The sequence below is a fragment of the Corynebacterium faecium genome (genome assembly GCF_027257105.1).
Classification (GTDB): Bacteria; Actinomycetota; Actinomycetes; order Mycobacteriales; family Mycobacteriaceae; genus Corynebacterium; species Corynebacterium lehmanniae.
The window spans coordinates 121,516-147,692 of record NZ_JAPYJX010000009.1 but is presented as its reverse complement, the minus strand read 5'-3'; the positions used below and the strand labels follow the sequence as shown (position 1 = coordinate 147,692).

The 26,177-nt window shown below is 65.7% G+C and carries 21 protein-coding genes; 8 read left to right on the top strand and 13 right to left on the bottom strand.

What is annotated here, in order from left to right; translation table 11 throughout:
- The 6 genes from O5O53_RS11135 to O5O53_RS11110 all read right to left on the bottom strand — a co-directional run.
- Positions 1-735: hypothetical protein (locus O5O53_RS11135; RefSeq protein ID WP_269512020.1), on the bottom strand; the 735-nt coding region annotated here is incomplete at its 3' end.
- A gap of 185 nt (positions 736-920) precedes the next feature.
- Complete coding sequence (locus O5O53_RS11130; RefSeq protein ID WP_269512017.1) at positions 921-2,399, bottom strand: phospholipase D-like domain-containing protein; 1,479 nt, start codon at positions 2,397-2,399, stop codon at positions 921-923.
- Positions 2,396-3,187: an exodeoxyribonuclease III gene (locus tag O5O53_RS11125; RefSeq protein WP_269512015.1), complete on the bottom strand. Its 792-nt coding sequence runs from the start codon at positions 3,185-3,187 to the stop codon at positions 2,396-2,398. The genes O5O53_RS11130 and O5O53_RS11125 overlap by 4 nt, the downstream gene beginning before the upstream one ends.
- Positions 3,188-3,192: 5 nt before the next feature.
- Complete coding sequence (locus O5O53_RS11120; RefSeq protein ID WP_367616747.1) at positions 3,193-3,789, bottom strand: GNAT family N-acetyltransferase, cg3035/Rv0428c family; 597 nt, start codon at positions 3,787-3,789, stop codon at positions 3,193-3,195.
- A gap of 2 nt (positions 3,790-3,791) precedes the next feature.
- Positions 3,792-4,853 carry a hypothetical protein gene (locus tag O5O53_RS11115; protein WP_269512013.1) on the bottom strand — a complete coding sequence of 354 codons (1,062 nt, stop codon included), beginning with the start codon at positions 4,851-4,853 and terminating at the stop codon, positions 3,792-3,794.
- An 18-nt stretch (positions 4,854-4,871) separates the two neighbouring features.
- On the bottom strand, positions 4,872-5,450 hold the full coding sequence (locus tag O5O53_RS11110; RefSeq protein WP_035000125.1) for a peptide deformylase: 579 nt from the start codon (positions 5,448-5,450) through the stop codon (positions 4,872-4,874).
- A 15-nt stretch (positions 5,451-5,465) separates the two neighbouring features.
- On the opposite strand from O5O53_RS11110, the gene O5O53_RS11105 reads away from it, so the two are divergent.
- The 3 genes from O5O53_RS11105 to O5O53_RS11095 all read left to right on the top strand — a co-directional run bounded on the left by O5O53_RS11105 (position 5,466) and on the right by O5O53_RS11095 (position 8,213).
- On the top strand, positions 5,466-5,690 hold the full coding sequence (locus O5O53_RS11105) for a DUF3263 domain-containing protein (protein WP_239306316.1): 225 nt from the start codon (positions 5,466-5,468) through the stop codon (positions 5,688-5,690).
- Between the two features lie 58 nt (positions 5,691-5,748).
- Entirely contained in the window at positions 5,749-6,861 is a 1,113-nt protein-coding gene (locus O5O53_RS11795) for a LytR C-terminal domain-containing protein (protein WP_269512010.1), read from the top strand.
- Positions 6,862-7,082: 221 nt separating this feature from the next.
- Positions 7,083-8,213: a glutamate--cysteine ligase gene (locus tag O5O53_RS11095; protein ID WP_269512008.1), complete on the top strand. Its 1,131-nt coding sequence runs from the start codon at positions 7,083-7,085 to the stop codon at positions 8,211-8,213.
- On the opposite strand, the gene O5O53_RS11090 is transcribed toward O5O53_RS11095, so the two are convergent.
- From O5O53_RS11090 to O5O53_RS11060, 7 genes are all read right to left on the bottom strand, one after another.
- A complete protein-coding gene (locus O5O53_RS11090) occupies positions 8,203-8,583 on the bottom strand; it encodes a monovalent cation/H(+) antiporter subunit G (protein WP_269512006.1) in 381 nt (126 codons plus the stop codon). The genes O5O53_RS11095 and O5O53_RS11090 overlap by 11 nt on opposite strands.
- Positions 8,580-8,858, bottom strand: a complete 279-nt coding sequence (locus O5O53_RS11085) for a monovalent cation/H+ antiporter complex subunit F (RefSeq protein ID WP_070474753.1) — start codon at positions 8,856-8,858, stop codon at positions 8,580-8,582. The genes O5O53_RS11090 and O5O53_RS11085 overlap by 4 nt, the downstream gene beginning before the upstream one ends.
- 1 nt (position 8,859) lies before the next feature.
- Positions 8,860-9,372, bottom strand: a complete 513-nt coding sequence (locus tag O5O53_RS11080; protein ID WP_269512004.1) for a Na+/H+ antiporter subunit E — start codon at positions 9,370-9,372, stop codon at positions 8,860-8,862.
- Positions 9,372-11,156: a Na+/H+ antiporter subunit D gene (locus tag O5O53_RS11075; RefSeq protein WP_269512002.1), complete on the bottom strand. Its 1,785-nt coding sequence runs from the start codon at positions 11,154-11,156 to the stop codon at positions 9,372-9,374. The genes O5O53_RS11080 and O5O53_RS11075 overlap by 1 nt, the downstream gene beginning before the upstream one ends.
- Positions 11,146-11,640: a Na(+)/H(+) antiporter subunit C gene (locus O5O53_RS11070; protein ID WP_181889119.1), complete on the bottom strand. Its 495-nt coding sequence runs from the start codon at positions 11,638-11,640 to the stop codon at positions 11,146-11,148. The genes O5O53_RS11075 and O5O53_RS11070 overlap by 11 nt, the downstream gene beginning before the upstream one ends.
- Entirely contained in the window at positions 11,641-14,625 is a 2,985-nt protein-coding gene (locus tag O5O53_RS11065; RefSeq protein WP_269511999.1) for a Na+/H+ antiporter subunit A, read from the bottom strand. It abuts the gene before it with no gap.
- Positions 14,626-14,791: 166 nt separating this feature from the next.
- Positions 14,792-16,147 carry a dipeptidase gene (locus O5O53_RS11060; protein ID WP_269511996.1) on the bottom strand — a complete coding sequence of 452 codons (1,356 nt, stop codon included), beginning with the start codon at positions 16,145-16,147 and terminating at the stop codon, positions 14,792-14,794.
- Positions 16,148-16,572: 425 nt separating this feature from the next.
- Here O5O53_RS11060 and groL point away from each other — a divergent pair, with 425 nt between their 5' ends.
- The 5 genes from groL (at position 16,573) to O5O53_RS11035 (ending at position 26,136) form a co-directional block, all read left to right on the top strand.
- Positions 16,573-18,210: a chaperonin GroEL gene (gene groL / locus O5O53_RS11055; protein ID WP_269511994.1), complete on the top strand. Its 1,638-nt coding sequence runs from the start codon at positions 16,573-16,575 to the stop codon at positions 18,208-18,210.
- 409 nt (positions 18,211-18,619) lie between these two features.
- Entirely contained in the window at positions 18,620-18,754 is a 135-nt protein-coding gene (locus O5O53_RS11050) for a hypothetical protein (RefSeq protein ID WP_269511991.1), read from the top strand.
- A gap of 44 nt (positions 18,755-18,798) precedes the next feature.
- Positions 18,799-18,945 (top strand): hypothetical protein, encoded by a 147-nt coding sequence (locus O5O53_RS11045; RefSeq protein ID WP_181889115.1) that lies wholly within the window; start codon positions 18,799-18,801, stop codon positions 18,943-18,945.
- A gap of 102 nt (positions 18,946-19,047) precedes the next feature.
- Positions 19,048-19,947 (top strand): polyphosphate kinase 2, encoded by a 900-nt coding sequence (gene ppk2 / locus O5O53_RS11040; protein WP_181889114.1) that lies wholly within the window; start codon positions 19,048-19,050, stop codon positions 19,945-19,947.
- 414 nt (positions 19,948-20,361) lie between these two features.
- Complete coding sequence (locus O5O53_RS11035) at positions 20,362-26,136, top strand: DUF5979 domain-containing protein (protein WP_269511990.1); 5,775 nt, start codon at positions 20,362-20,364, stop codon at positions 26,134-26,136.
- Positions 26,137-26,177 lie beyond the last annotated feature (41 nt).

The following is a 26,177-nucleotide window of genomic DNA, read 5'->3' as shown; positions in this document are numbered from 1 at the left end:
GACAACCGCGCATGCTCGAGCGATGGAAAACTCGTGAGCGTCCGTGAGGGCAACCACCACAGCGGCTTTCGCCGCGGTGGACAGCTCACCGTCACGGACGTCGTCTTTTCCCCGCGACTCACCATCGCTCATGAGCACTTGAATAATGGCGTCTTTGACCGTTTCCCGGTCGCGCATCTCAACAACGAGCTTTTTCAGCTCGTCCATGTCACTGGGTAAATCAGCGATATCGTCTATCGGCCCAGGCCCTGGCAGCCACTCGTTGACTGGCCGGGGTGGCCGTTTCGCATCGGCTGCCTCATCGACTCGCTGCTGCTGATGGTTGCGTTGGACTTTGCGGTGTTTGCTCACGCGTTCCATTGTCGCCGCATAGGCCTCGTCGAATGTCATCGACGCTGCCGAATCGCGTTCGTCATCGTCGGGCCAATACCGCTTCGTCCAGGTCAGTGCCGCGGTGTCGTGGACATCGAACTCTACAGCGATGTCACGCACTGTCGCCTGCGAGGTCAATCTGCGTGCGACAACTTTTGCGATGGTCTCAGCGTCGTAAGCGCGTCGCGCACCGTCAAAGGACTGGCCGCGGCGCTTGGCCGCAACCCAGTTGCCGACCGTCGCCACCGACGGTCGGCGACCACACGCGTGTTCAGCCCAGTCGCAGACCTCACGGGCAGACAAACCGGCCAAAAACCTCTCAACCGCACCAACGCGGATATCAGATGGAAAACCTGCGGGCATCGGAATACCTTCCAGCCCCCAACACTCCAACTTTTTGTCCGCGCTCCCTTTATAGCGTGGTAGCCGGTTGTAGGTAGCCGGTTTAGCGGTGGGGGTGAGCAGGGGGCGGCGAGGCAGGGCCGGCGGCGAGGATCGGAACGTGGACCGGCGGGCGCACCAAGGCGCACCGCCGCGCGCCCAAACCCCTACTGCAGCGCCGACGTCAGCTTCATCACGTTGTCCACGTACCGCCGGTACCAGGGCCTGCGCGCCCACCGCTCCAGCGTCAGCTCTCGCGAGACGGCCTGGTAGTTCGCGCCCAGCTGCTCCAGCGCCGGCAGCAAAGCGCCGGACGCGACGAGCAGGGAGGATTCGTAGTTCAGCGAGAACGAGCGGATGTCCATGTTGGAGGACCCGAGCACGCCGACGGCGCCCTCGCGCCCGGGATCGGCAAGCACGAACTTGGTGTGCAGCACGTACGGGGCGGGGAATTCCCAGATGCGCACCCCGGCTTCCAGCAGCGCCTCGTAGTACGCGGACTGCGCGTGCTGCACCATGAACTGGTCGGCCTTTTCGCCGACGAAGAGGTCCACGCGCACGCCGCGGTAGCACGCGGAGGTGATGGCCTCCAGCAGCGATTCCTCGGGCACGAAGTACGGCGAGCACAGCGTGAGCTGCTCTTTCGCGTTGTGGACGATGGAGTTGAACATGCGCAGGTTCGGCTCGGTGAGGTATCCGGGCCCGGAGGGGACAAGCTGGAGCACATCGCCTGTCGACGGCTCCGCCACCCCCTCACCAGCCCCAGCACCGGAACCAGCCACCACGTCGAGCGTCTCGCCGGATTCGGTGTACCAGTCCACGGCGAACATGGACTCGACGGACTCCACGATCGGCCCCTCCAGCTCCACGAAAGCGTCGACCCACTGGCGCCCGGCCTTCACATGGCCGGGCATGAGGTAGCCGCGGTCGATGAGGTTGAACGAGCCGACGAACGCCACCTCAGAGTCGATGACCACCACTTTGCGGTGGTTGCGCAGGTCGGGGCGGCGCCAGCGGCCGCGCAAGGGAGCTAGGGGCAGCATCATGTGCCAGTCCACGCCGATGTCGGTAAGCCGCTTCTTCAAAGCCCGGAAGCCGGGGTATTTGGCGGAGCCGATGTGGTCGAAAAGCAGCCGCACGTGCACGCCCCGCGCCACGGCGCGCTGCAGCGCCCGGAACACCACGTCCGTGGTGTCGTCCCAGGCGACGGCATAGATTTCGATGGAGATGGTGGCGGATGCTTCGTCGATAAGCTTGGCTATCCGCAGCATCGTTTTGCGGTAGTCCGCCCACAGCGCGCGCACCTCGCCGCGGACGGCGGGGTAGCCGGTGAGTTCGCGGTTGAGGCGCACCAGCGAGGCGGTTTCGGGCGGCAGGCGCGCGATGGTGCCGTCTGGGCCCGCCCACGCCCCGTCGAGCATGCGGCGCGCCTGGACTTGGATGCGGTGGCGGCGCCGCGAGACGAACGTGGAGCCGAACAGCAGGTACAACGGCAGGCCCACAACCGGCAGGAGCAGGATCAGAAGCAGCCACGCGTTGGCTGAGGACGGCTTGCGCCCGCCGGGCACCACGCCGATCATCACGAATTTGATGGCGTAGTCCACGACCATGGCCGCGAACTGCCACCAGGAAAGATCCAGGCTCATCGCACCTCGTCGTAGGCCAGGCCGCGGGTGTCGTAGTCCACGATCACGGGCGCGTGGTCGGACGCGCCCTTGCCCTTGCGCTCCTCCACGTCAACGAACGCGCGTTGGACCCGGTCGAACATGGGCTTGGTGGCCAGCTGGAAGTCGATGAGCATGCCCTCGTTCTTCTGAAAGCGCATGGCTTTGTAGTCCCAGAACGTGTACTGCTGCTCGTGCGTGACCTCGTGCAGCCCGGCCTCGATCAGCATCTGGAACGCGGCTCGCTCCGGCTCGGTCACGTGGGTTTTGCCCTCGAACCAGGCAACGTCCCACACGTCCTCGTCGCGAGGCGCGACGTTGAAGTCGCCCATGTACACCTGCAGCTCGCCGGGCTGCACCTGGTCGGCCAGGGACCAGAGGAACTGCAGCTTGTAGTCGTAGTGCGGGTCGCCGATTTCGCGGCCGTTGGGCACGTACAGGCTCCACACGTCCACCCCGCCGCACACAGCACCAACGGCGCGCGCCTCCACCGACGGGTCGCCCTTCTTGGCAAACGCGGGCTGGCGCTCGAAGCTGTCGCGGACGTTGTCCAGCCCCACGCGCGAGGCGATCGCCACGCCGTTCCACTGGCTGACCCCGACGTGCGCAACCTCGTAGCCTTCGGCTTCGAAGGTGGCGTAGGGGAACTTGTCGTCCGCGGTTTTGGTTTCCTGCATCGCCAGCACGTCCACGTCCTCGCGTTCGAGGAAGGCGGCGATCCGCTCGGCGCGGGTGCGCACCGAGTTGACGTTCCATGTGGCGATTCGCATGCGGCCTAGCCTAGCGCCAGCCGCCTACGGTGGTGCTCCAGCGCCCCTTCGGGCACATTGCCTATCGACGCCACACCAAAGGCCTCCCCCGCAACCCAGACAATCTGCTCGTCCTGGAGCTCCCACGCGCGATCGAGCACCTTCAGCGCCGGTTTGCCGATCCGCTCCGGGATGACCAGCCGCACCGGCAGGCTCCGCTGGTCGTAGAAGGACCGGATGGTGTCGAGAGGCAAGGGCTCGAAGCCCGCCGAGGGGCCGAGTGGGACTGCGGAGTTGGCCTGGTCGGTGTCGCCCACGCGCATGAGCCAGCCGCCGGCCCATTCGGATTCGCGCACGTCGAGGCGGTCTGCGAGGCGTTTTTCCAGCCCGCGGATTTCCGAGTTGCGCACGGTGCGCGGGGAGAGCTTCTTGATGATGTGCAGGTCCGTGACCTCGATCGCTTCCTTGGAGGAGGGGAAGCCGCCGACCTCCTGCGGGCGGATCACCAGCGGGTCGAGGCTGAGCACGTGTCCGATGATGTCGCTGGCGTGCTCGCCGCGGCGCTGGCGCACCACGACGCGATCGCCCACCGCCACCTCGTCGGAGCGGAAAATGCGCGACACGTCTACTTGCGGGCGCCGCGCGGGCGGATCGCGCCGGTGAGCACCAGGGCCGCGCCGATCATCAGCGAGAGCATGCCGATGGCGATCAGGGCGCGCATCGGGGTGCCGGTGTCGGCGAGGTCGTCGTCGCGTTCGTCATCGTCCTCGGTCGTGGTGGTCGAGGAGGTCTTCGACGTGGTGGACGACGAGGAGGTGGTCGAGCTAGAGGTCGCCGACGTGGTGCGGTTTTCCATCACCGAGCGTGCGGAGCTGCTCGACGACGTCGTGGAGGACGAGGTAGTCGTTTCTGCGGTGGTGGTCGTGGATGTGTCGGTGGTGGTGGACGAGGAAGAGGTGGTCGACGAGTCGGTGGTGGTGGTCTCCGTCGTCGTGGTCTCCGAAGTGGTGGTTTCGTCGGTGGAGGTCTCGGTGTCCTGGAAACGCTCCACGCTGTGGGTCACCTCGGGGCCGAACGCGGGGGAGGTGCTGGCCTCGGCAGTGCTGGTCGGTGTGGTCTCAGTAGTGGTGGCCGGGGTGGTGATGACGGCTGGGGACGTCGACGGGGTGGTCGGCTCCTCGACCACCGTCGGTGTGGTCGCCTCCTCCGCATCGCGCGTGCGCTCCGCGCCGGGGATGCCGAACACGATCGGGGCGTCGCCGGTTTCGGAGCGCTCGAACGCGTCAATGGCGGTGGTGCCCAGGATCCCGCCGAGGCCCTCGATGGGGGCGGGCACGACCACGGGTTCGTCGTCAGGCAAAAGCTCCGAGCGCAACTGGCGCACACCCGCGCGCTCGCGCTTCAGCGCCGCAGCCGCCTCGTCGAAGGTGGCCTTCTCCTCCTTGGTCAGGCCGTCTTCGGCGGCTTCCTCGCGCAGCTCGGCCAGCTCGTCGGAGGCCGCGATGAGCTCCTTGCGCCAGGCGATGAGCACGTCTCGCACCTCGTCGTCCGTCTCCGCGCTGTTGATCGCGGTGATGGAGGTCTCGTGGGTGGCGGAGACGTCGTCAAGCAATTGCTCAACTGGCTCCGCGGGCGTCGCCGGAGCGAGGGTGAGCGACGCGGCGGTGATGGCGGCGGGGATACGCATGGCGGATATCTTAGCGCGTTAATCGTCGTGGCCGAACGGATCTTCGTCCGTGCCCGGAAGCCAGGTGTGGCCGGCTTCCTTCCAGCCGTTGTCGCGGATCACGCGCTTGGCCTCCTTCTTGTAGCGGCCCGTGAGCACGTCGGTGTACAAAAAGCCGTCCAGGTGGCCCGTTTCGTGCTGCAGGCAGCGGGCGAAAAAGCCGGTGCCCTCGACCTCAATCTCGTTGCCGTTTTCGTCCAGGCCGGTCACTTTCGCCCAGTCCGCGCGGCCGGTGGGCCAGCCGTAGCCCGGCACGGACAGGCAGCCTTCGTCGTCCTCGCCGGTGTCGGCGGGCATGGTCTTGGGGATCTCGGAGGTCTCCAGCACCGGGTTGATCACGGTGCCGCGGCGCATCTGATCGCCGTCCGGGCAGTGATAGACGAAGATGCGCAGCGGCACGCCGATCTGGTTGGCGGCCAGGCCCACGCCGTGGGCGGCGTCCATGGTTTCGTGCATGTCGGCGATGAGCTCCTGCAGCTCCTCGACGGGCTGCGTGACTTCCTTGGTCGGCTCGTGCAGCACCGGGTCGCCGTGGATAACGATGGGTCGGATGGTCATGCCAATATATTAGGCATGCTTTCAGAGACCGACCTTTCCGTGCTCCGCTTCGCCGCGCGCGCCCCCAGGTCGATCGGCGCGCGCGAGGATGCGGTGCGCGCTGAGCTGGGCATGCAGCCCATCCGCTACTACCAGCATCTCAACCGGTTGCTCGACTCGCCCGATGCGCTCGCAGCCGAGCCCCAGCTGGTGCGGCGTTTGCAAAGGCTTCGCGACGACCAAAGGTCCCCCAACCTCTAGTTCAGGTTTACGGTGTGTTGCGCCTGGATTCCGGGGCGGTGTGGTTAGAGTTGCCGATGTGACTAACGACAACTATGGCAACAACCGTCCCGACTCCGACTCCGAGTTCGAGCCGGGCTCCGGCTCCACGCGCTACACCGGCAACTCCGACTCGTTTGGCGGCGCGTACGACGAGGCTTACGACGGCTCGTACGCTGCCGAGCCGATCGACGCCGAAATCGTCGACGACACCGAGTACCGCGGCGCCCACCGCCGCGACGACGACTCCGAGTACATCGAGGACGTCGATTACGGTGCCGCCGGTGCTGCCGGGGCGCGCGACCGCTCGCGCAACGCCGACGACGCTATCTACGAGGAGCCCTACGACGACGCCTACGGGGACGATTACGAGGCAGAGCCGAAGGAGCGTCGTAAGGCAGCTGCTGCCGACGGCGCTGCGTCGGGCGGCCTGCCGAAGCGCGGCCTGGCGATGATCCTGATCGCCGTGGCGGCGCTGCTGGCGCTGTGGGGGATTTGGAAGATGACCCAGGACGACAAGGGCGGCGACGGCGAGGGTGCCGCGCCGACCTCGTCGACCGTGGTGGGCTCCTCCGCAGCCGTCCCCGCCGGCGACGGGGCTGGTCAGAACGGCCAGGGCGCTGACGGCGCTGGTCAGGGTGCCGAGGGCCAGGGCGGCGCAGCAACGGGCGCCGATCAAAACACCCAGACCACCGACGGCCAGCCGGCCCAGGATCCGAACGCCCAGGACCCGAACGCCCAGCGTCCGGAGGGCGCCGAGGGCCAGGGCGAGAACGGCCAGCCTGCACCGGCGCCGGCACCGGCGGGCGCGGGCCTCGACAACGCGTCGGCCCAGGTGTACGTCTACAACAACTCCGGCACCCCGGACCTGGCCAGCCGCACCGCGGACCAGCTGAAGGGCCAGTACAACGTCGCCAACAGCTCCAACGACGCCGCGGTGATGAACATGCCGGAGCAGGTCTACGGCGTCTTCCCGGAGACCTACGTCTTCTTCGACCCGGCCGTCCCGGGCGCCGAGCAGGTGGCGGCAGACATCGCCCGTCGCGTCGGCGGCGCCGCCCGCGCGAAGGGCGACCTCCCCGAGGGCGCGACGAGCATCCCTGAACAGGCGGCAAACAACAGCGCCGCCGTGGCGGTGGTCCTGGCGGGATAGCCCCGCGCGCCCAGAGCGCCCCCTCCCAAAAACCGGCTACCTAGAACCGGCTACCAAGCGAAAATCAAGCTGGTAACCGGTTCTAGGTAGCCGGTTTCGGCGCATGGACGGGAGCGAGCCGGCGTTGGTGGCACGGCGGTGCGTGAACAGAGACCACCCCGCGCATATAAACCCGCCTCCGGCACCCGCCCCAGCCGCCGCAGAGGATAGGCTCGTCCATTATGGATCCATTCCGCGATTTTGCCAGGTCCGACGGCCCCACCCTCGGCGTCGAGTGGGAGATTTGCCTCGTCGACCCGGTCACGCGCGACTTGGTGCCCCGCGCCGCCGAGGTGATCGAAGAGGTGCAGGCCCGCCACTCGGACGTCCACCTCGAGCCGGAGTTCCTGCAGAACACCATCGAGTTGGTCACCCCGATCTGCGCGAACACCAAAGAGGCCATCCAGGCGCTCCAGCGCGACCTCAACGCCGTCAAGGAGGTCGCCGACGAGATGGGCCTCAAGCTCTGGGCAAGTGGCGGCCACCCGTTCTCGGATTTCCGCACGAACCCGCTGAGTCCGAAGCACACGTACGAGGAGATCGTCAACCGCACGCAGTACTGGGGCCAGCACATGCTGCTGTGGGGCATCCACTGCCACGTCGGCATCAGTCACGAGGACAAGGTGTGGCCGATCATCAACGCGGTGATGACCAAGTACCCGCACCTGCTGGCCATTTCCGCGTCGAGCCCGGGTTGGGACGGCATCGACACTTCTTATGCGTCGAACCGCACGATGCTGTACCAGCAGCTGCCCACCGCGGGCATGCCGTATCAATTCCAGAGCTGGGACGAGTGGGTCGGTTTCATGCGCGACCAGCAGACGTCGGGCGTGATCAACCACACGGGCTCGATGCATTTCGACGTCCGTCCGGCCGCGAAGTGGGGCACCGTCGAGGTGCGCATTTCGGACGCCACGAGTAATCTGCGCGAGCTCGCGGCCGTCGTGGCGCTGACGCATTGCCTGGTGGTCCACTACGACCGCATGCTCGAGCGCGGCGAGAAGTTGCCCACGCTGCAGCAGTGGCATGTCGCGGAGAACAAGTGGCGCGGCGCCCGCTACGGCATGGACGCCCTAGTGATCACGAGTCGCGACACCGACGAGGACTGGATCAAAAACGAGTTGCAATTGCTTATCGACGAGCTCACGCCCGTCGCCGCCGACCTCGATTGCGTCGACGAGCTGAACTTGGTCCGCGAGATCATCGAGCGCGGCGCCGGCTATGAGCGCCAGCGCGCGATCTACCAGCGCACCGGGGATTGGAAGGACGTCGTGGACGCAACCTGCGCGGAGATGTGGGAGCTCAGCCTTTAGGGTTGACGCGCCGCGGGTGGTAGCTGGCGGGGCGGTCGTTGCGGGTGAGCTGCTCGTCGTCGCCGTAGAGGCCTTCGCGTCGCGCGATGCGGCCGAGACGCTGCGCGGTGACGGGGCTGGTCATCAGGGCGAATATCACGAGCAGCACCATCATGCCGATGTCGCCGCGTTCGTGCACGCTGAATTCCTCGGCAGTGACCACGCGGATGATGGTGCCGGTGATCATCAGCACCAGGCCGGTGGTTTGGGGTTTGGCGATGGCGTGCACGCGCGCCAGGGTGGAGTTGAACCGGGCGGTGCCCACGGCGGCGGAGAAGACCATGAACGCGCCGGGGAGGATGAACACCAGCGAGATGATGTCGGAAATCATAGGGAACCGTCCCTCTTGCGGAAGCGGGCCACGGACAGGGTGGCGATGAAGCCGAGCAGGGCGATGACGATCATGACGTTGACCACCGTGGTGTCCAGCGTCCAGCAGATGTACAGGGCGAGTGCGCACTGGAGGGAGGCGGTGATGCCGTCGTTGGCCAGCATGCGATCCATGGAGTCGGGGCCGACGATGGCCCGCCAGGCGAAGATGAAAAATCCGGCCACCAGGAACACGGCGGCCACGGTGAGGCAGACGGTGTAGGCGGTGCTGTGCATGTCAGCGGCCTCCTTCGAAGATGGCGATCATTTGGCGCTCCAGTTTCTGCACGTTGGCGATTTCGCGGGCGATGGCGGCGTCGCCTTCGGCGTCGAGGACGTGGATGGTCCATTCGCGGTTGGCCAGGTCGATGTCGGTGACGGTGCCGCCGGGCTGCAGGTTGTAGGCGCAGGTGGCCAGGTACAACACCAGCTCGTTGCTCAGGCGCATCGGCACGCGCAGCACGGCGTTGCGCGGCTGCGGCGCGCGGCGCAGGGACAGCCACGCCACCTTCGCGGACGCCACGAGCAGGTCGAAGAACCACTCGGCCACAAACGCGATGAGCTTGAGCCAGTTGACCCGGTTGCCGCTGCGCGGCACCGGCGGCAGGGGCAGCGCAAGCACGATGAGCAACCCCAATCCCAGCCCGGCGACGAGGTTGCCCCAGCTGAGCTGGCCCATCAGCAGGATCCACATGAACGTCAGCCACGCCACGGTCAGCGGGCGGAAGCGGTGGGCGATTCCGGCAAACATCAGCGGCTCACCTCGTTCGATTCAGCGTCCGCGGGCTCCGGCACGACCTCGGTGGTCACGCCGGTGCTGGTGGGCCCGGCGGGGCGGGACGAGTCCCTGTGTTCCAGGGAGTCCCGGCCGCCGCCGGCGCTGGTCTGTTCGCGGAAAGCATCGAGGTTGCGTGTGGGGGCCGAAGGGTCGTCGATAAGCACGGCGCTTCTGTAGATGGACAGGTCCTGGGCGGTTTGCGCGGCGCGGTCCGTGATGCTGGAGATCGGGCCAGCGAGGAACGTGATGCTTGTCGACGCAAGCACCAAGAACGCGGTCGACAAAAGCATGCCGGTGGGCACGCGGCCGACGTCGTCGCGGTCGCCGGAGGAGACGGTTTCGTCGCGCGCGGCCAGATTGGCGGGGCGCGCCAGGACGACGTCGCCTTCGGGGGCGTCGGCGCGGTCGCGGAGGAAGCCCTTGGACCAGACGTTCATCATGGCGTAAAGGGTGAGCAGCGAGGTGATCACCGCGCCGCCGATGAGCACCCATGCCAGCCATGAGCCGTCTTCGGCGCCGGCCTGGATGAGCATGACCTTGCCCAAAAAGCCGGAAAACGGCGGGATGCCGCCCAGGTTGAGCGCGGGGATTAAGTAGAGCAGCGCAATCACGGGCGCGGTGTAGAGCAGCGAGCCCAAGCGGCGCAGCTGCGCGGAGCCCGCCTGGCGCTCCACCAGGCCCACCACCAGGAACAGGGAGGTCTGCACCAGAATGTGGTGCACGGCGTAGAAGATGGCGCCGGACAGGCCCGCAACGGAGCCGAGGGCGACGCCAAAGATCATGTAGCCGATGTGGCTGACCAGGGTAAACGACATCAGACGTTTGATGTCGTTTTGGGCGATCGCGCCCATCACACCCACGATCATGGTCAAAAGCGCAATGACCATCAGCGTGGAATCCAGGGCGCCGTCGGTGAACACGGTGGAGCGCACGCGGATAAACGCGTAGACGCCCACCTTGGTCAACAGCCCGGCGAACACGGCGGTGACGATGGAGGCAGCGGTGGGGTAGGAGTCCGGCAGCCACGCGTCCAGCGGGAAGATCGCCGCTTTGATGCCGAAGGCCACGATGAAGGTGGCGAAGATGGCGGCGCGGGTGCCGTTGGGCAGCTCCTCCATGCGGATGCCGGCCTGCGCCATGTTCACGGTGCCCACCGACGCGTACACCAGCGCGAGGGCGAACAGGAAGACCATGGACGACGCCATGGAGACCATGACGTAGCCGATGCCGGCGCGCACGCGCTGCGGGGACGCGCCCAGGGTGAGCAGCACGTAGGAGGCCACCAGGAACACCTCGAAGCCGACGTAGAGGTTGAACAGGTCGCCGGCGAGGAAGGACAGGTTCACGCCCATGCTGAGCAGCATGTAGGTGGGCAGGAAGACGGCGACTGGGTCGTCGTCGTCGCCGTCGCGAAGCCCCTGCGAGATGCCGTACCACATCACCGCGAACAGCACGATGGAGGAGACGAACAGCATGATCGAGCTCAGCCGGTCCGCCACCATCGTGATGCCCACCGGCGCGTCCCAGCCGCCCATCTGCACGGTCTGGATGCCGTGGGTGTCGGCGACGATGATCATCACCGCGGCGATCACGGTCAGCGCCGCCAGGGTCCCCAGGGCGATGAAGCGCTGCAGGTTCACGCCGCGGAACAGCACGATCAGCCCGGCGGCGAACGCGGGCAGGATGATCGGCATAACGATCATGTACGGCATCGCGGGTAGCACCCAGTCGGCGAAGGCCATGAAACTATTTCGCATCGTGGCCTCCCTTGACTTCCTTCACCGGGTCCTCGAACGGCTTGGGGCCGAACTCGTCGCCGGAGGGGCTGGCCTTGCCGGTCTGCGCGTCGTCGGACTTGTCGCGGTCCGGGGAGGCGGACTTCGGCCGCGCGGCGATTGCGCGATCCTCCTCGTCCCGCTCCACGATGTCGTCGGTGCGGTAGCGGTACTGGCGGTAGGCCAGGGCGAGCATGAACCCGACCATGGCCATGGAGATCACAATCGCGGTCAGGATCATCGCCTGCGCCAGCGGGTCCGCGCTGTCGGCGGCCGCTTTGGAGTCGCGCCCGATGATCGGCGGGGAGCCGGCGGGCCCGCCGGACTGCAGAAGCAGCAGGTTGGCACCGTTGCCGATCAGGGTCACGCCCATGATCATGCGGGTCATGGACTTGTCCAGCATCAGGTACACGCCGCACGCGATCAGCACGCCGGAGCCGATGAGCAGGAACAGGTTCGCTTCCATTTACTCGCCTCTCCTTTCGCGTTTGCTTATGGACGATCCGCTGGCCGCCGCCGCCCTGCGCTCGTTGTAACGGGCTCTGCGGTTCCTGGACATGAGCCTGCGGCGTTGCTCGTTTTTGGCCTGCAGCTTGCGCGCGCGGTCGCGGGCGCGCTGCTTTCGAGTGTCCTCCTCGCGGTCCAGGTAGGCGCCCATGGAGGCCAGCACGTGCATGATCAGCCCGACGACGATGATGTAGACGCCCGCGTCGAAGACCAGCGCCGACGGCACCGTCACCTCGCCGATGAGCGGGACGTCGAACTCCGCGTACGAGGAGGTCAGCGGCGGCATCCCGAAGAACATCGGGGCGACCGCGGCCGCGGTGGTGAACATGATGCCGATGCCCATGACCTTGCCCGGGTGCACCGGGAGCGTTTCTTCTGCTTCTCGACGTCCTCCCGCTAGGTACCGCAACGTCAGCGCAAGCGCCGCGACGAGCCCGCCGGCGAACCCGCCGCCCGGGGCGTTGTGGCCGGAGAAGAAGAAGTAGGCCGACAGCAGCATCATCGACGGGAAGAGCAGGCGCGTGACCACATCCACCAGGATGGAGCGGTTCTGCGCGGTCTCCGTCTCCACGCCGGAGGCGAGCCAGCGCGCCTTGGTGGTGGACAGGGTGGGCCGGCGCGACTCCGGGTCGAAACGGAAGGTGCCGAAGATCAGGCTGGCGATGCCGGTGGCGGCAACCACCAGCACCAGCGTCTCACCGAACGTGTCGGCCGCGCGCAGGTCCACCAGCAGCACGTTGACGGTGTTGCGGCCGTGGCCGATCTCGTAGGCCAGCTCCGGCATGTACTTGGAAATCGGCTCGGCGACGCGCGCGGACATGGCCGTCATCGACACCGTGACCACGGAAACACCGGTGCCGATGGCCAGCCAGGCGCGCAGGCGGTTGTCCTCGTTGCGCTGCTCCGTTTCCGTGGGCATCTTGCGCAGCACCAGCATGAACACCACCATCACGATGGTCTCCACCAGCGCCTGCGTCAGCGCCAGGTCCGGCGCGCCGTGCAGCACGAAGATCAGCGCCATGAAGTAGCCGGTCAGGCCCACCAGGATCACGCCGGAGAGGCGGTTGCGCTGCACGGCGGCGAAAAACGCCAGCCCCGCCATGACGGTGACGGCCAGGCCCTGCCAGACGTTGTCCCACACCTGCATCCGGATGTTGTTGGAATCGCCCAGGATCAGCGCGGCCAGCGGCACCACGGCCAGGAAGGTGAAGATGACGGCCAGGTTGATGGTCAGCGAGCCGCGCTGCGTGGACGCCGTCAGCTTCAGCGACCAGCGGCGCAGCGTGTTCATGATGGTGTCCCACACCGCGTTGGCGTCGCCGAGCGCGGGGCGCTCGAACTGCGCCTTGGCCACTACGTCGCGCTGCCAGAACATGATGGCGCCGGCGAAGATGATCACGCCGGAGAGCACCAGCGGCACCGTGAACCCGTGCCACAGCGCAAGGTCCGCGCCTGCAACATCCGGGAAGCGCACGTTGAGGTACTCGTTGATCGGCGCCGACAGCACCGCCGGCGCCACGCCGAAGGCCACGGTGCAGGCGGTGAGCACGGCGGGGGAGAGCCACAGCTTTGGGCTGATGGCGTGCATCTCGCGCACCGCCTCGGATTGCCCGTCCTCCCACGGCTGGCTCTTGGTGGCGAATGCGCCGTAGACGAAGTACAGGGAGTACGCCATGGTGAGGATCGAGCCGGCCACAAGCGCCACGAGGGTGATCTTGCCGGGCATGCCGGTGAGCAGTTCCTCGTGCAGGATGGCGTCCAGCGCCGTCTCCTTCGCCACGAACCCGAACAGCGGCGGGATGCCCGCCATGGAGGCGGCGGAGATGATCGCCAGCGTGGCCAAAAGCGGCTGCTTTCGGCCCAGCCCGGACAGCTCGTGGATGTCGCGGGTGCCGGTGGTGTGGTCGATCGCGCCGACGACCATGAACAGCGTGGCCTTGAACAGCGAGTGTGCGAACGTGATGGCCAACCCCGCCATGGTGGCCTCGCGTGAGCCCACGCCGATGACGGTGGTGATAAAGCCCAGCTGGCTGACGGTGCCGTACGCCAAGATCAGTTTCAGGTCCCGCTGCTTCAGCGCCATCCAGCCGCCCAGCAGCATGGTGAACCCGCCGGTGGACAGCACCACCAGGTGCCAGGTGTTCACCGCGGACAGGTCCGGCGCCAGACGCGCCACCAGGTAAATGCCGGCCTTCACCATGGCCGCGGAGTGCAGGTAGGCCGACACCGGGGTGGGTGCGGCCATCGCGCCGGGCAGCCAGAAGTGCCAGGGAGACTGGGCGGACTTGGTCAGCGCGCCCAGCATGATTAGCACGATGGCGGCGGAGATCGCCGGCGTGTTTTCAATGTCGGTGATCTGGGGGATGTCCGACAGCTTCCAAATCTGCGCCTTGAAGCCCAGCAGGTTGATGCCCACGAGCATGGCCAACCCGCCGAGGGTGGTCACCATCAGCGCCTGCATGGCGGCCCGTCGAGAAGATGCGCGCTCGCCGTAATAGGACACGAGCATGTAGGACAGCACCGACGTCAACTCCCAGAACACGTACATGAGCAGGAAGTTGTCGGCGATGACCAGGCCGTACATGACCGTGGCGAAAAACGTCAGCTCGAAGCCGAACTTGGCCAGGCGGCGCGGGTTGGAGTCGAAATAGCCCCAACAATAAAACAGCACTAGTGCGCCGATACCCAGGATGATCAGACTGAACAGCCCCGCGAGCGCATCCAGGCGGAATTCCAAGTTGAGGTTTGTGGACGGCATCCACGTGAACGCCGCCTTGACCTCGCCGCCGTCGCGGAATACCCCGGTGGCGAACAGGCGAGCCACCCAAATAAACCCGCCCAGCGGCACCAGCGCGAGTAAGCCGAACGCGGCGCGGCCCACCGTGCGGAGGAGCACAGGGGCGGCCAGCGTGGCGGCGGTGAGCGCGATGAGCAGTTTCAGCACGGGGTGCGCAGCCCTCCTCTGGTCGTGTGCGTGCAAGGCACGCCGCGCCTCAAGCGGGGCAGCTCATTGAGTTCACACAAAAATACTCACTCCAGCAGCTGCTGGGTATCTACGCGTCAACACGGGTGGCGCGGCCGTTAGAAATTCACTGTAGCGATTTTTGATGCTACTTGCCGTAGCGCTGAAGGAAAGTCGCCTCCGCCACCGCGATGCGCTCGATCTCTGTCGGATCGACCGATTCGTCGACGCCGTGGATGCCGCACATGGGCTCCTCCACGCCGTAGAGTGCGATCTCCGCGTCCGGGAAGGTGTTCTGCAGCGTAATGGTCAGCGGGATGGAGCCGCCGGAGCCGACCACGGACAGCTTGTCGGCGCCGTAGGCCTCCTTGAGGCACTCGCCGAGTGCGGCCACCGCGCCGGCCGACGGATCCGTCGCAAAGGGCTCGTTGACCCCGCTGACCTCAACCTCGACCTTCGCGCCCCACGGGGTGTGCGACTTGATGTGCTCCTCCATCTTCTGCGCGATCTCGGCTGCACTCTGGCCGGCCGGCACGCGCAGGTTGAACTGGGCCTCCGCGCGCGAGTTCACCGCGTTCATCGCCTCGGCCACAGGGGTGGAGGTGAACCCGATCATGGTCACCGCCGGGCGCGCCCACACCAAGTCGGCCGGCTCGTCGTCCGCGGTGCCGAGCAGCTGCACGCCCTCGAGCACGGTGGCATCCGTGCGGAAGGACCCGCGGTCGTAAGGGTCGCCGTCCCACTTCGATGTGGTGTCGACGCCGTCGATGGTGGTGCGGCCGTGCTCGTCGAAAAGCGAGTTCGCAATGACCACGAGCGCGTGCGCGGCGTCCGGGGCGCCGCCGCCGAAGCTGCCGGAGTGGACCTGGTTCGCCAGCGTCTCCACGGTGACCTTCACCTGCGCGCCGCCGCGCAGCGAGGTGGTCAGCGTGGGCACGCCTGCGGCGACGTTGCCGGAGTCCGCGATGAGGATCGCGTCCGCCTCGAACACCTCCGGCTTTTCCTCGATGAGCTTGCCCAGCCCGTCCTTGCCGCCGAGCTCCTCAGAGCCCTCGACCACGACCTTCAGCCCCAGGTCAGTGCCGCCGTTTTCCTCCAGCAGACGCAGCGCCTCCAGGTGCATGGCCAGGTTGCCCTTGCAGTCCGCGGCGCCGCGGCCGTACCAGCGGCCGTTTCGCTCCGTCAGCTCGAACGGGCTGTTCGTCCAGGCGTCCGGGTTGTTCGCGGGGACCACGTCGTAGTGGGAGTACAAAAGCACCGTCGGTGCGCCGTTTTTGGGCTCACGCTTAGCGACGATCGTGTCAGCGTCATCCACCGTCGGGTAGCGAGTCACGTCCAGACCCAGATCCTCCAGGGCGTTGACCGTCCAGGCGCAGGCATCCTCGTGCTGGTCCGCCAGCTCGGGCGTGGAGTGCACCGAGTTGAAGGAGACCAGCGTGGACAGGTCGCTGAAGATGCGGTCGCGTTGCGGGGTGAAGTTTTGTGTTCCGTTCTGTGCAGTCATGGCACCACGCTAGCAGCGTTGGCGGGGCCGGTTCGGCGGAATTGGGGGCGGTGTTGGGCGGTGTTGGGCCGCAAATGCTTACCCCAGGATGCTTACCCGGCTAGATGCTTACCCCAGGATGCTTATTGTTCGAGTAACCCCCGGCGTTCTCGCCCGCGTTACTCGAGAAGTAAGCATCCTGCAGTAAGCATCCTCGAACCGGTAAGCATCCAGCAGGCACAACCACGCCCCCTTGCGTTCCTTGCACTCAACCCCGTCGAGTGCTAAAAATGTGGCTGGCACTCACGTAAACCGAGTGCCAATAAACGAACAAAAGCGGGTGAGGCTGAGACCACTCGTCAGCCGTGCCGTCGCGGGCGCCTGCTTGCACCGACGAACTGAGTGACCGTCCACGTACGCCTATTTACAAGGAGTGACACACTCACATGGCAAAGATGATTGCATTCGACGAGGAAGCACGCCGCAGCCTCGAAAACGGCCTGAACACCCTGGCTGACGCCGTGAAGGTCACGCTCGGCCCGAAGGGCCGCAACGTGGTGCTGGAGAAGTCGTGGGGCGCACCGACGATCACTAACGACGGCGTGACCATCGCCAAGGAGATCGACCTCGAGGACCCGTACGAGAAGATCGGCGCTGAGCTGGTCAAGGAAGTTGCCAAGAAGACCGACGACGTCGCTGGCGACGGCACCACCACCGCCACCGTGCTCGCTCAGGCCCTGGTGCGCGAGGGCCTGCGCAACGTCGCGGCTGGTTCCAACCCGATGGGCATCAAGCGCGGCATCCAGGCCGCCACCGACAAGGTGTCCAAGTACCTGCTGGACCAGGCCAAGGAAGTTGAGACCCAGGAGGAGATCGCCTCCACCGCGGGTATCTCCGCGTCCGACCCGGAGATTGGCAAGAAGATCGCCGAGGCGATGTACGCCGTGGGCAACGGCGCCGTGAACAAGGAATCCGTGATCACGGTCGAGGAGTCCAACACCTTCGGCGTGGACCTCGAAGTCACCGAGGGTATGCGCTTTGACAAGGGCTTCATCTCCGCATACTTCGCCACCGACATGGAGCGCGGCGAGGCAGTGCTCGAGGACCCGTACATCCTGCTGGTATCCGGCAAGATCTCCAACGTCAAGGAGCTCGTGCCGGTGCTGGAGCAGGTCATGCAGTCCGGCAAGCCGCTGCTGATCATCGCCGAGGACGTCGAGGGCGAGGCTCTGTCCACCCTCGTGGTGAACAAGATCCGCGGCACCTTCAAGTCCGTGGCAGTGAAGGCTCCGGGCTTCGGTGATCGCCGCAAGGCCATGCTGCAGGACCTGGCTATCCTCACCGGCGGCCAGGTCATCTCCGAGGAGGTCGGCCTCTCGCTGGAGACCGCCGGCATCGAGCTGCTCGGCCAGGCCCGTAAGGTTGTGGTGACCAAGGACGAGACCACCATCGTCCAGGGCGCCGGCGACCAGGCGCAGATCGACGGCCGTGTGAAGCAGATCCGCGCCGAGATCGACAACTCCGACTCCGAGTACGACCGTGAGAAGCTGCAGGAGCGCCTGGCCAAGCTGGCCGGCGGCGTTGCGGTGATCAAGGTCGGCGCCGCCACCGAGGTGGAGCTGAAGGAGCAGAAGCTGCGCATCGAGGATGCTGTGCGCAACGCGAAGGCTGCCGTTGAGGAGGGCATCGTCGCCGGCGGCGGCGTGGCTCTGCTGCAGGCCGCCAACGAGCTCACCGACGACCTCGGCCTGGAGGGCGACGAGGCCACCGGCGTGAAGATCGTCCGCGAGGCCCTGTCCGCTCCGCTGAAGCAGATCGCGCTGAACGCTGGCCTGGAGCCGGGTGTGGTGGCCGACAAGGTTGCCAACCTCCCGGACGGCGAGGGCCTCAACGCCGCCACCGGAGAGTACGTGGACATGCTGGCCAGCGGCATCGCCGACCCGGCCAAGGTGACCCGTTCTGCGCTCCAGAACGCCGCGTCCATCGCCGCGCTGTTCCTCACCACCGAGGCTGTCGTGGCCGACAAGCCGGAGCCGGCTGGCGCAAACCCGGGCATGGACCCGGAAGCTATGGGCATGATGTAAATCAGCCCTAAGGCTTGAAGCGCGTCCTTCGGGGCGCGCTTTTTTCATGCTTATCGACGTCAGCTCCGCCCCACCCCCGTATTGGTGTAAAAAGTCACAGGGGGACGGTGGTTTTGGGCGTGTACAGATCGTCCTCGCAACCGAATGAGTTACACGTTCCGCGACCAATTCAATTGGTGTTAACTTTCGACCGTCAGTCGGGGCAGGTTATCGGCCCGGTCGCGAAAAGGTTACGTTTCGGTGAACGCATACCAGCTTAAAGCTGCCTGTGTGGTGCAAATCCTATTTTGAGAATGCGCTTGACGTAGCTGGTCGATGTGGCAAAATTCCTCCTGTGACGCCCACCGGGTGTCAGTACCTGTCAAGTTTTGCCAGACAATCACTGGCACCTATCGAAAAGGGGAAATCAATGCCTTTCGATCTCAAGTCCGCTAAGAAGGCTCTGGACCAGTTCGCAACCTTCGCGAAGAACCTCTCCAAGCTCTTCACCAAGACCCCGAAGACCCTCCTGGACTTCGCTACCAAGGTCGCGCCGGCTAAGTAAGCCTTCACCTCACTCGACACAAACTTTTCTAAAGGAGAATCATCATGGAAGCATTGACCAACTGGGTTGCACTGTCCTCCGGCACCGGCGCCAACGGCATCACCAAGGTTCCGGGCGCTCTCGTTGAGCTGCTGGGCAACCTCGGCGAGCTGGCTGAGGCTGTCTCCAAGCTGATCGGCCTGGTCGCGTAACTGTAACGCGCATAGCCGAAGGTCCCGTCGCAAAGCGGCGGGGCCTTTTTGTATTCCTGCATACCTGAGCAGACCTCGCCCGCGCCGAATACACTGAGAGTCATGGCTGACAATAAAGACGACGAACTGCCGATGATCGACCTCGCCGAGACCGAGGGCTGGGTCGTCGACGACACCGACGAGGACGATCCCGTCCTGCTCATGCCGGACGGCACCGCCATTCAGACATGGCGCGAGAATTACCCCTACGACGAGCGTCTTTCTCGCGACGACTACGAGAAGGAAAAGCGCGCCCTGCAGATTGAGCTGCTGAAGTGGCAGAACTGGACCAAGGACACCGGCCAGCGCCACATCATCCTCTTCGAGGGCCGTGACGCGGCCGGCAAAGGCGGCACCATCAAGCGCTTCAACGAGCACCTCAACCCACGCGGTGCACGCACCGTGGCGCTGGAGAAGCCGTCGCCGCGCGAGTCCACCTCCTGGTACTTCCAGCGCTACATCGAGCACTTCCCGGCCGCCGGAGAGATCGTCTTCTTCGACCGCTCCTGGTACAACCGCTCCGGCGTCGAGCGCGTCATGGGCTTCTGCACCGAGTCCCAGCACGCCGAGTTCCTCCGCGAGGTGCCGATGCTGGAGAATATGATCCTCGGCTCCGGCATCTCCCTGACCAAGTTCTGGTTCTCCGTGACCCAGAAGGAGCAGCGCACCCGCTTCGCCATCCGCCAGGTGGACCCGGTGCGTCAGTGGAAGCTCTCGCCGATGGACCTGGCGTCCCTGGATAAGTGGGAGGACTACACCCGCGCCAAGGAGGAGCAGTTCCGCTACACCGACACGGACGAGTCGCCGTGGATCACCATTAAGTCCAACGACAAGAAGCGCGCCCGCCTCAACGCGATGCGCTACATCTTGAGCAAGTTCGAGTACACGAACAAGGACCACGAGGTTGTCGGCGAGCCGGATCCGCTCATTGTGAAGCGCGGCCGCGACCAGATCGGCGACTAGGGGCTTATCGCTTTTCGACGCCCGGCTGATTCCGTCAGCCGGGCGTTTTGCTGTCTATCCGTGGGGGCGGCTGCCCAAAGGTTTCGAAGAGCGGATTTCGAAAACCATGGAAATTGGGCTGATCCTCGAAAGGTGGAACTCGAAATCTTCAGTGTGGTCAGCGGGTAGTGACGGAAAACACGTTGGCGGCGAGGGTGCGTGCGGAGAGCTTTTCGCTTTCGCACCAAGGCTCTGACATGAGTTGCATAATCTTTTAACGTGCGGAAACGGGTTGGACAACGCGAAGGCTGGGGAAAGGCTGTGGGCAGGCAGTGTGTCCAACTTTTAAACGCTGGTTTCGCTGTGTTTTCATCCTGACGTTTACCGCGTAGCATCCATGACGCAATAAATAGGTTCACAATGATCCGAGGATGCATGTCCCAGACTGTCCACCCCACATCCAGCCGCCGCCAGCATGGCGCAGTGGCGGTTTGGGCAGCGCTGATTCTTGCCGCGCTGACGCTTGTCGCGGGTGTCGTGTCCCCGGGAGTGCAGCAGGCGGAGGCCCAAACTACCTCAAATGACGGCGTGAACTTTGGGGACTGCTCGTTCCGCAGAGGTACGGGAGTTGCCGAGACATGGGCCAACCAGATGTGCTGGCTGGATGTTTCGGATTTGACCACACCGGGCGCAAAGACGAAGAGGGTGGGCGATTACACCATCACCTTCAACCTCGGGATTGAAACGAAAAACACCAGCACCCGGTTCACCGCCAATTCCAACCCCAGCTGGTCCGGCACGGCATTCGCTAAAACGAACACCGGGTTCTTCGAGCGGTACCCAAGCTCGACGTCGCAGGACATTCTGCAGATGGAAGGTGCGGGTGACCCGTTCGCCCGTTTCACACTGTCGGACATTGTGGTGAAGCGAAACGGGGTGGCCGATCCGCTCGCGTCGTACCGCTTCGCCGTGGTGGACGGCGAGTCCACCGGTGCCGGCGGAAACGGCGAGATGATCAGCGTCGACGGCGGAACAGTGGGGCAGGCGGTCCGTCTCACCCCGCCGAACGCGAAAGATGCCTGCACCGGCGGCAGGGACCCGCAGTTCGGTCCCGGGAACGAGCCGAAAAACTGGGGCAGCATGTCCGACGGCCGCTCCCGCGGGTTCGTGTGCTTCTCCCGCTCAAGCGGCACGTACGGCACGTGGGTGGTTGGCGTTGACAACCCGAAGACGCTGCAGGTCAGCATGGGTTCCAACAGCTCAGGCACACAGGGCATTGCCATCGGCATCGCGCTGAGCCGCATCGCCTTCGACAAAGAAGGCTCCGCCACGGTGCAGAACGCCTTTGAAAAGGTGGCGGACCCCACCGCGCGAACTGCCAGCTACTCGGCGTTTTTGCAGGACGGCTCCAACCGCACCACGTTATCCACCCCGGCGGGTGGTTCGACCACGGCGCTTCGCCGCGTCGGATCCGACGGCGTCCCACTTGACCAGCTGGGCTACACCTCCACGCTCGACCCGGCAGACCGCGCGTTCGACCGCTACGACCCAGTGTGGAAGTGCACCCTCACCTCGGGCGGAACTACAAGCGACACGTATCTGATCCGAAAGGGAACCGTCCCCGCTGGTTTCACGCTCTCAGAAAACCCGAAGACCGGAACGTCCACGCTGTTGATCCCCGCGGCCGAAACTCGAGTGCCAAACTGCTCGGTCACCTGGGAATCCCGGTTCAAACCAGCCAAGCTCAACCTCGCCAAAACGGTTGACGGCAATGCCGCAAACTTCGCGGAAAACAGCCTGCAGAAGTACACGCTGCACTACAAGTGCACTGTGCCCACGGGGTTCGAAACTGCATATCCAAGCGTCAAGCTCGAAGACGACGTTGTTGTGGAAAAGGGGCGCTCCGCCAGCGTGGACAACCTGCCCCAGGGCAGCACCTGCACCATCACGGAGAAGGTCCCGGCGCCGCCTGCCGGAACGAAACTCACCCTGTCGTGGAACGGCACGGCTGCGCCGTCCGCTTCGGCACCGGTGACGGTCCAGCTGCCAACCACGGCGGCTGCTCCCACAGCTATCGGCTCGGCAAACGCCAACAACTCCTACACGTACACGCCGGGCAAGCTCGTCTTCAGCAAGACGATCGTCGGCGACCCGGTCACAGACGGCAAGGTTGGCGGGACCTACCGCTTCAACCTGACGTGCGCCGGGACCAACATCAGCCGAGAATTCACGCTGGATCTGACCCAGGCGAAGCCGTCCAACGCCGTCACCCTGGACAACATCCCGGTGGAGCGGGACTGCTCGATCACGCCGCTGACGGACCTCACCGAGGAGCAGCGAAAGACCATCGAGTTCACCGGCCGCGATTCCCAGCTCGCCGGCGCGCCGCTGAACCCGTCGGGCGCGGAATACCACTTCACGCTCCACGAAGGCACGACGCCGGAGCTCCACTTCACCACGAGCTACGCCTACCTCACGTTCCCCCTGCACATCCGGAACCAGGTCAACGGTCTCGCCGCTGGCGACCCCGATGTGGCCAAGCTGACCTACACGGTGCACTACCGGTGCGAGGTCGCCGGCCACCCGGCGAAGGAAGGGACCGTCACACTAACCGGCTCCGACGGTGAAGCGGTTGTCGAGGGCGTGCCAGCCAGCGCCGCGTGCAAGGTGTGGGAGGACGAACCCGGCGAAACCGCGAACACGAAGTTCGTCGGTGCGCAGGTCAGCGCGTCCAACGCTGGCGACCAAGTGACCACGTTGACCAACGCGGAGGCGAAGAACCGGGCCATTTACACCATCCGGCCGGTTTCCGGCACGGACCGCAACCTGGTCACTGTGATCAACACCTTCGACCCGAAGCTGGGCACGGTACAGCTGAACAAGGTGGTCAACTCCACCGTCACGGGCAAGCTCCCCAGCACGTACGCGTTCTCGTTCCGCTGCGGGACGCGCAATGTTGCCACGGGCGTGGCGGGGCAGTCCCGTTCCGTGGAGCTCACCGGCCGCGCCACCGTCGCGGCGAACGGCACCGTCACGCTGAAGGCGGACGACGCCGCGGCAAACGACCTCGGCGGCAGTATGGGAGTGCCTTACGGCAACACGTGCACCTTCACGGAGGAGACCCCGCAGGTCGCGGGCGGGATCCTGTTCAGCACGGACGTGCAGAGCATCACCCCGACGATCTCCCAGGACACCACCACTGCCACGGTGACCAACACGTTCGCTCCGGCGGGCAATGGGTTGACGGTCAATTTGCGCACTGGTGGTCGGACGACGCTGGCGCCATCGTCGTTAAGCTATGAGCTCACCTGCGACAATGGCTTCACCGACCGCTTTGACCTCGCACCCGGCGGAAGCGCCGAGTTCACTGCCGGGCAGGTGCCGCAGGGCACGCAATGCACGCTCGCGGAAAGCGGCGACAGCGCGACCCGGACAACGAAGGACGGGCGGCAGTACCCGATCAGCAGCACGTCCGAGTATCTCTACGCCGCTGACGCTGGTGGCAGCAAGGATGTGGGGGCGAATGGGCAGTTCACCATCGGCAAGCAGTCCACCATGGACGTGCACCACGAGTACGACCTGATCCAGGCGCCGGTGCAGGGAACCAAGGAAGTGCGGTTCAACGACCCGAACAACCTGATCTCGCAGCCGCGCCGGGACATCAAGACCAACCGCGTGTTCCCGGTGACCTTGACGTGCACCAACCCAGACGGCACGGAAGGCCCGCGCCTGTCCACCACGGTGCAGCAGGGCCAGGCGCCCGGCGGCACGACAGCGGCGGTCGGCTCCAGCTGTACTGCCACCGAGGGGGAGACCTCCACCGCGGTGGGCATCACGTTGGACAAGTCCATGGCGGTCAACGGTGCGCAGGTAAACGGCGGCTCCGCCGACTTCGTCGTCAGCGACGGCGGCACGACGCTGCTGTTCATCAACACCTACTCCCGCCGAGTCACCCAGATTCAGCTGGACAAGAAAGCGATCCTGCCCACCGACAGCATCCGCACCCAGTACGCGAATGCCGGAAAGGACCTGCAGGACGCGCTGTACAACCACTCGTTCACCCTCGTGTGCCGCGACCCGGAGACGGGTGACACCGCGGTACTGCAGGAGCAGCAGAAGTCCATCAAGGGTGAGGGCACTGCGCTTTTCGACGGCGTCCCGGTCGGCGCCGACTGCCAACTCACCGGCGACAAGTTCGGCTCCCTCGCCTTGGCGATGAACGACGGGCAGGACGACCTGAAAGCGTTCTTGCGCCCGGCCTTTGTGGATTGGGTTGTGGACCGCGAAGGCGGCAACGCCTACCCGGACCAGAAGCTGGACAACGACACGACCACGTCGCCGGTGTTCCTCACCGTGGACGACCCGGCGAAGAACCACGTCCGCCTGGACAACCACTACGAGTACGAGACCTCCGCGGTGCGTCTGCGCAAGGACCTCGCCGGCGCGGCGGGCAACCTCAGCGAGATCCCGGACGACTACACGTTCAACTTCACGCTGCAGTGCAAGGCGATCGGCTATCAGACCAGCTCGGTGGGCGAGACCTCCTTCATCCCGGAGAAGCTGCGCCCGGCGGACGGTTACGTCATTCCTGCAAGTATCCGCAAGGGCGACTTCACCGACGGCACGTTTGTCTCCGGCGAGGCGAAGGTTCCAGCCGGGTCGCTGTGCACGTTCAACGAGCAGGATGCGACGAACGTGCCGGAGGCGCTGACCATCGCCCCGGAGCAGAAGGTCGTGCGCGGCTACGCCCCCAACCCGGGTGAAACCGCGCCTGCGGACCTCCACTTCGTGAACAAGGTGGAGCGGCGCACCACCCCGGTGCGTCTGGCGGTGTTCAACTCCGGCTACCTCGTCGGCGCGGATGAGGCGGGCTACACCGCGCAGCTGCGTTGCGACGACCCCGCGCAGACCGCCGTGACCAGGCAGTTCCCGCTGACCGCCCTGTCCGGATCGGAGATGCCCCGCAGTTTCGAAGCCCCGGCGGGCGGGCAGGTCGTGGACCTGCCGGTGGGGGCGAACTGCACTCTCGACTTCGCCGGCAGCGCGGCGCTCGCCGCTCGCGGCCAGCTCGAGGTGACCGACGGCGCACGCACCCCGCTGGCGCAGTACGCCACGTGGGGGAGCGGTTCGCCCGCGCTGCCCACCGGCTCGCTGTCCAACCTCGCCCCGGACGAGGTGAACGGCTCCGACAAGGCGTACTCGTACACCTTCGCCACCGCGGCGAACCTGCCGTCGGCGGAGACCGCGCTGACCGTCGGCGCGGACATCTACCACCCGCGCGCCCACTACGACGTCGCGTTCACCAAGACTGCCGCCGGCCCGAACTCCGGCACGTTCACGTTCCACCAGTCGTGTTCGTCGCGGAGCGAGGAGTTCCAGCTGCACGCCGGCGAGACGCACACCATCTCGGACGTGCCGGTGGACAGCGACTGCGCCGTTGACGAGGTCGACGACGGCAACCCCGACGCCGCGTCCGTGTTCCAGGTGGTGTCCAACGGCGAATTGGTCACCCCGCTCAAGGGCGACGCGGACTCGGTCATGTTCACCGCGCAGCCGGTCTCCGACCCCAAGGACGTGGCGCGCTCCGGCGACCGGTGGTCGCTCACGGCGAAGAACACCTTCCCCGGGCTGAAGGTGCAAAAGACTATCGACGGCACTCCGCTGGGCCAGCTCACCGGCGACGCCTTCGGCACCACGCTGCTGCGCCACGACGCCACGTCCATGCGGATGACCTACACCGTGACCAACACCGGCGAATTCCCGCTGAAGGATTTCACGGTGACGGACCCGTCGCTCGCCGGCCTCGACGTCACCCGCGGCGGGGTGGTTACGCGCATCGGCGACGACGGCGCCGTGCCGGACAGCATCTGCCCGACCACCGAGCTGGCCGCTGGCGAGGAGTTCTCCTGCACCTTCAACGTCTCCATTCCAGCAAGCGCAAACGAGACCTGGCGCTACCCGGCCGAGGGCGACGCCGCCGTGACCGTTGCCGCCACGGCGAACGCTGGCGGGGCGGCCCAGACGGTCAAGGCGACGGATGCGCAGGGTGCGTTGAAACCTTCGGCGTCGCTAAGCATGCTGCTCCCCGAAACCGGTGAGCAGACCCTGGTGCTGTTCCTGCTGCTCGGCCTGGTGCTGTTCGGCTGGGGCGCATGGCGGGTGAGCCGCCGCGACGAGCATGCGGAAGGCGGTGAGCTCGTTGAGGTGTAGAAAGTTCGCCCGCTACAAGCGGACGGTGTACGGGCTTTCCT

Bases quoted from the DNA above. Each gene is read 5' to 3' on its own strand.
- O5O53_RS11035 (WP_269511990.1), top strand. From the start codon at position 20,362: ATGTCCCAGACTGTCCACCCCACATCCAGCCGCCGCCAGCATGGCGCA.
- O5O53_RS11070 (WP_181889119.1), bottom strand. From the start codon at position 11,640: ATGGAAGCGAACCTGTTCCTGCTCATCGGCTCCGGCGTGCTGATCGCG.
- O5O53_RS11110 (WP_035000125.1), bottom strand. From the start codon at position 5,450: ATGACCATCCGACCCATCGTTATCCACGGCGACCCGGTGCTGCACGAG.
- O5O53_RS11080 (WP_269512004.1), bottom strand. From the start codon at position 9,372: ATGTTTGCCGGAATCGCCCACCGCTTCCGCCCGCTGACCGTGGCGTGG.
- O5O53_RS11105 (WP_239306316.1), top strand. From the start codon at position 5,466: ATGCTTTCAGAGACCGACCTTTCCGTGCTCCGCTTCGCCGCGCGCGCC.
- O5O53_RS11130 (WP_269512017.1), bottom strand. From the start codon at position 2,399: ATGAGCCTGGATCTTTCCTGGTGGCAGTTCGCGGCCATGGTCGTGGAC.
- O5O53_RS11115 (WP_269512013.1), bottom strand. From the start codon at position 4,853: ATGCGTATCCCCGCCGCCATCACCGCCGCGTCGCTCACCCTCGCTCCG.
- O5O53_RS11075 (WP_269512002.1), bottom strand. From the start codon at position 11,156: ATGCGAAATAGTTTCATGGCCTTCGCCGACTGGGTGCTACCCGCGATG.
- O5O53_RS11050 (WP_269511991.1), top strand. From the start codon at position 18,620: ATGCCTTTCGATCTCAAGTCCGCTAAGAAGGCTCTGGACCAGTTCGCA.
- O5O53_RS11095 (WP_269512008.1), top strand. From the start codon at position 7,083: ATGGATCCATTCCGCGATTTTGCCAGGTCCGACGGCCCCACCCTCGGC.
- groL (WP_269511994.1), top strand. From the start codon at position 16,573: ATGGCAAAGATGATTGCATTCGACGAGGAAGCACGCCGCAGCCTCGAA.
- O5O53_RS11085 (WP_070474753.1), bottom strand. From the start codon at position 8,858: ATGCACAGCACCGCCTACACCGTCTGCCTCACCGTGGCCGCCGTGTTC.
- O5O53_RS11125 (WP_269512015.1), bottom strand. From the start codon at position 3,187: ATGCGAATCGCCACATGGAACGTCAACTCGGTGCGCACCCGCGCCGAG.
- O5O53_RS11045 (WP_181889115.1), top strand. From the start codon at position 18,799: ATGGAAGCATTGACCAACTGGGTTGCACTGTCCTCCGGCACCGGCGCC.
- O5O53_RS11060 (WP_269511996.1), bottom strand. From the start codon at position 16,147: ATGACTGCACAGAACGGAACACAAAACTTCACCCCGCAACGCGACCGC.
- ppk2 (WP_181889114.1), top strand. From the start codon at position 19,048: ATGGCTGACAATAAAGACGACGAACTGCCGATGATCGACCTCGCCGAG.
- O5O53_RS11090 (WP_269512006.1), bottom strand. From the start codon at position 8,583: ATGATTTCCGACATCATCTCGCTGGTGTTCATCCTCCCCGGCGCGTTC.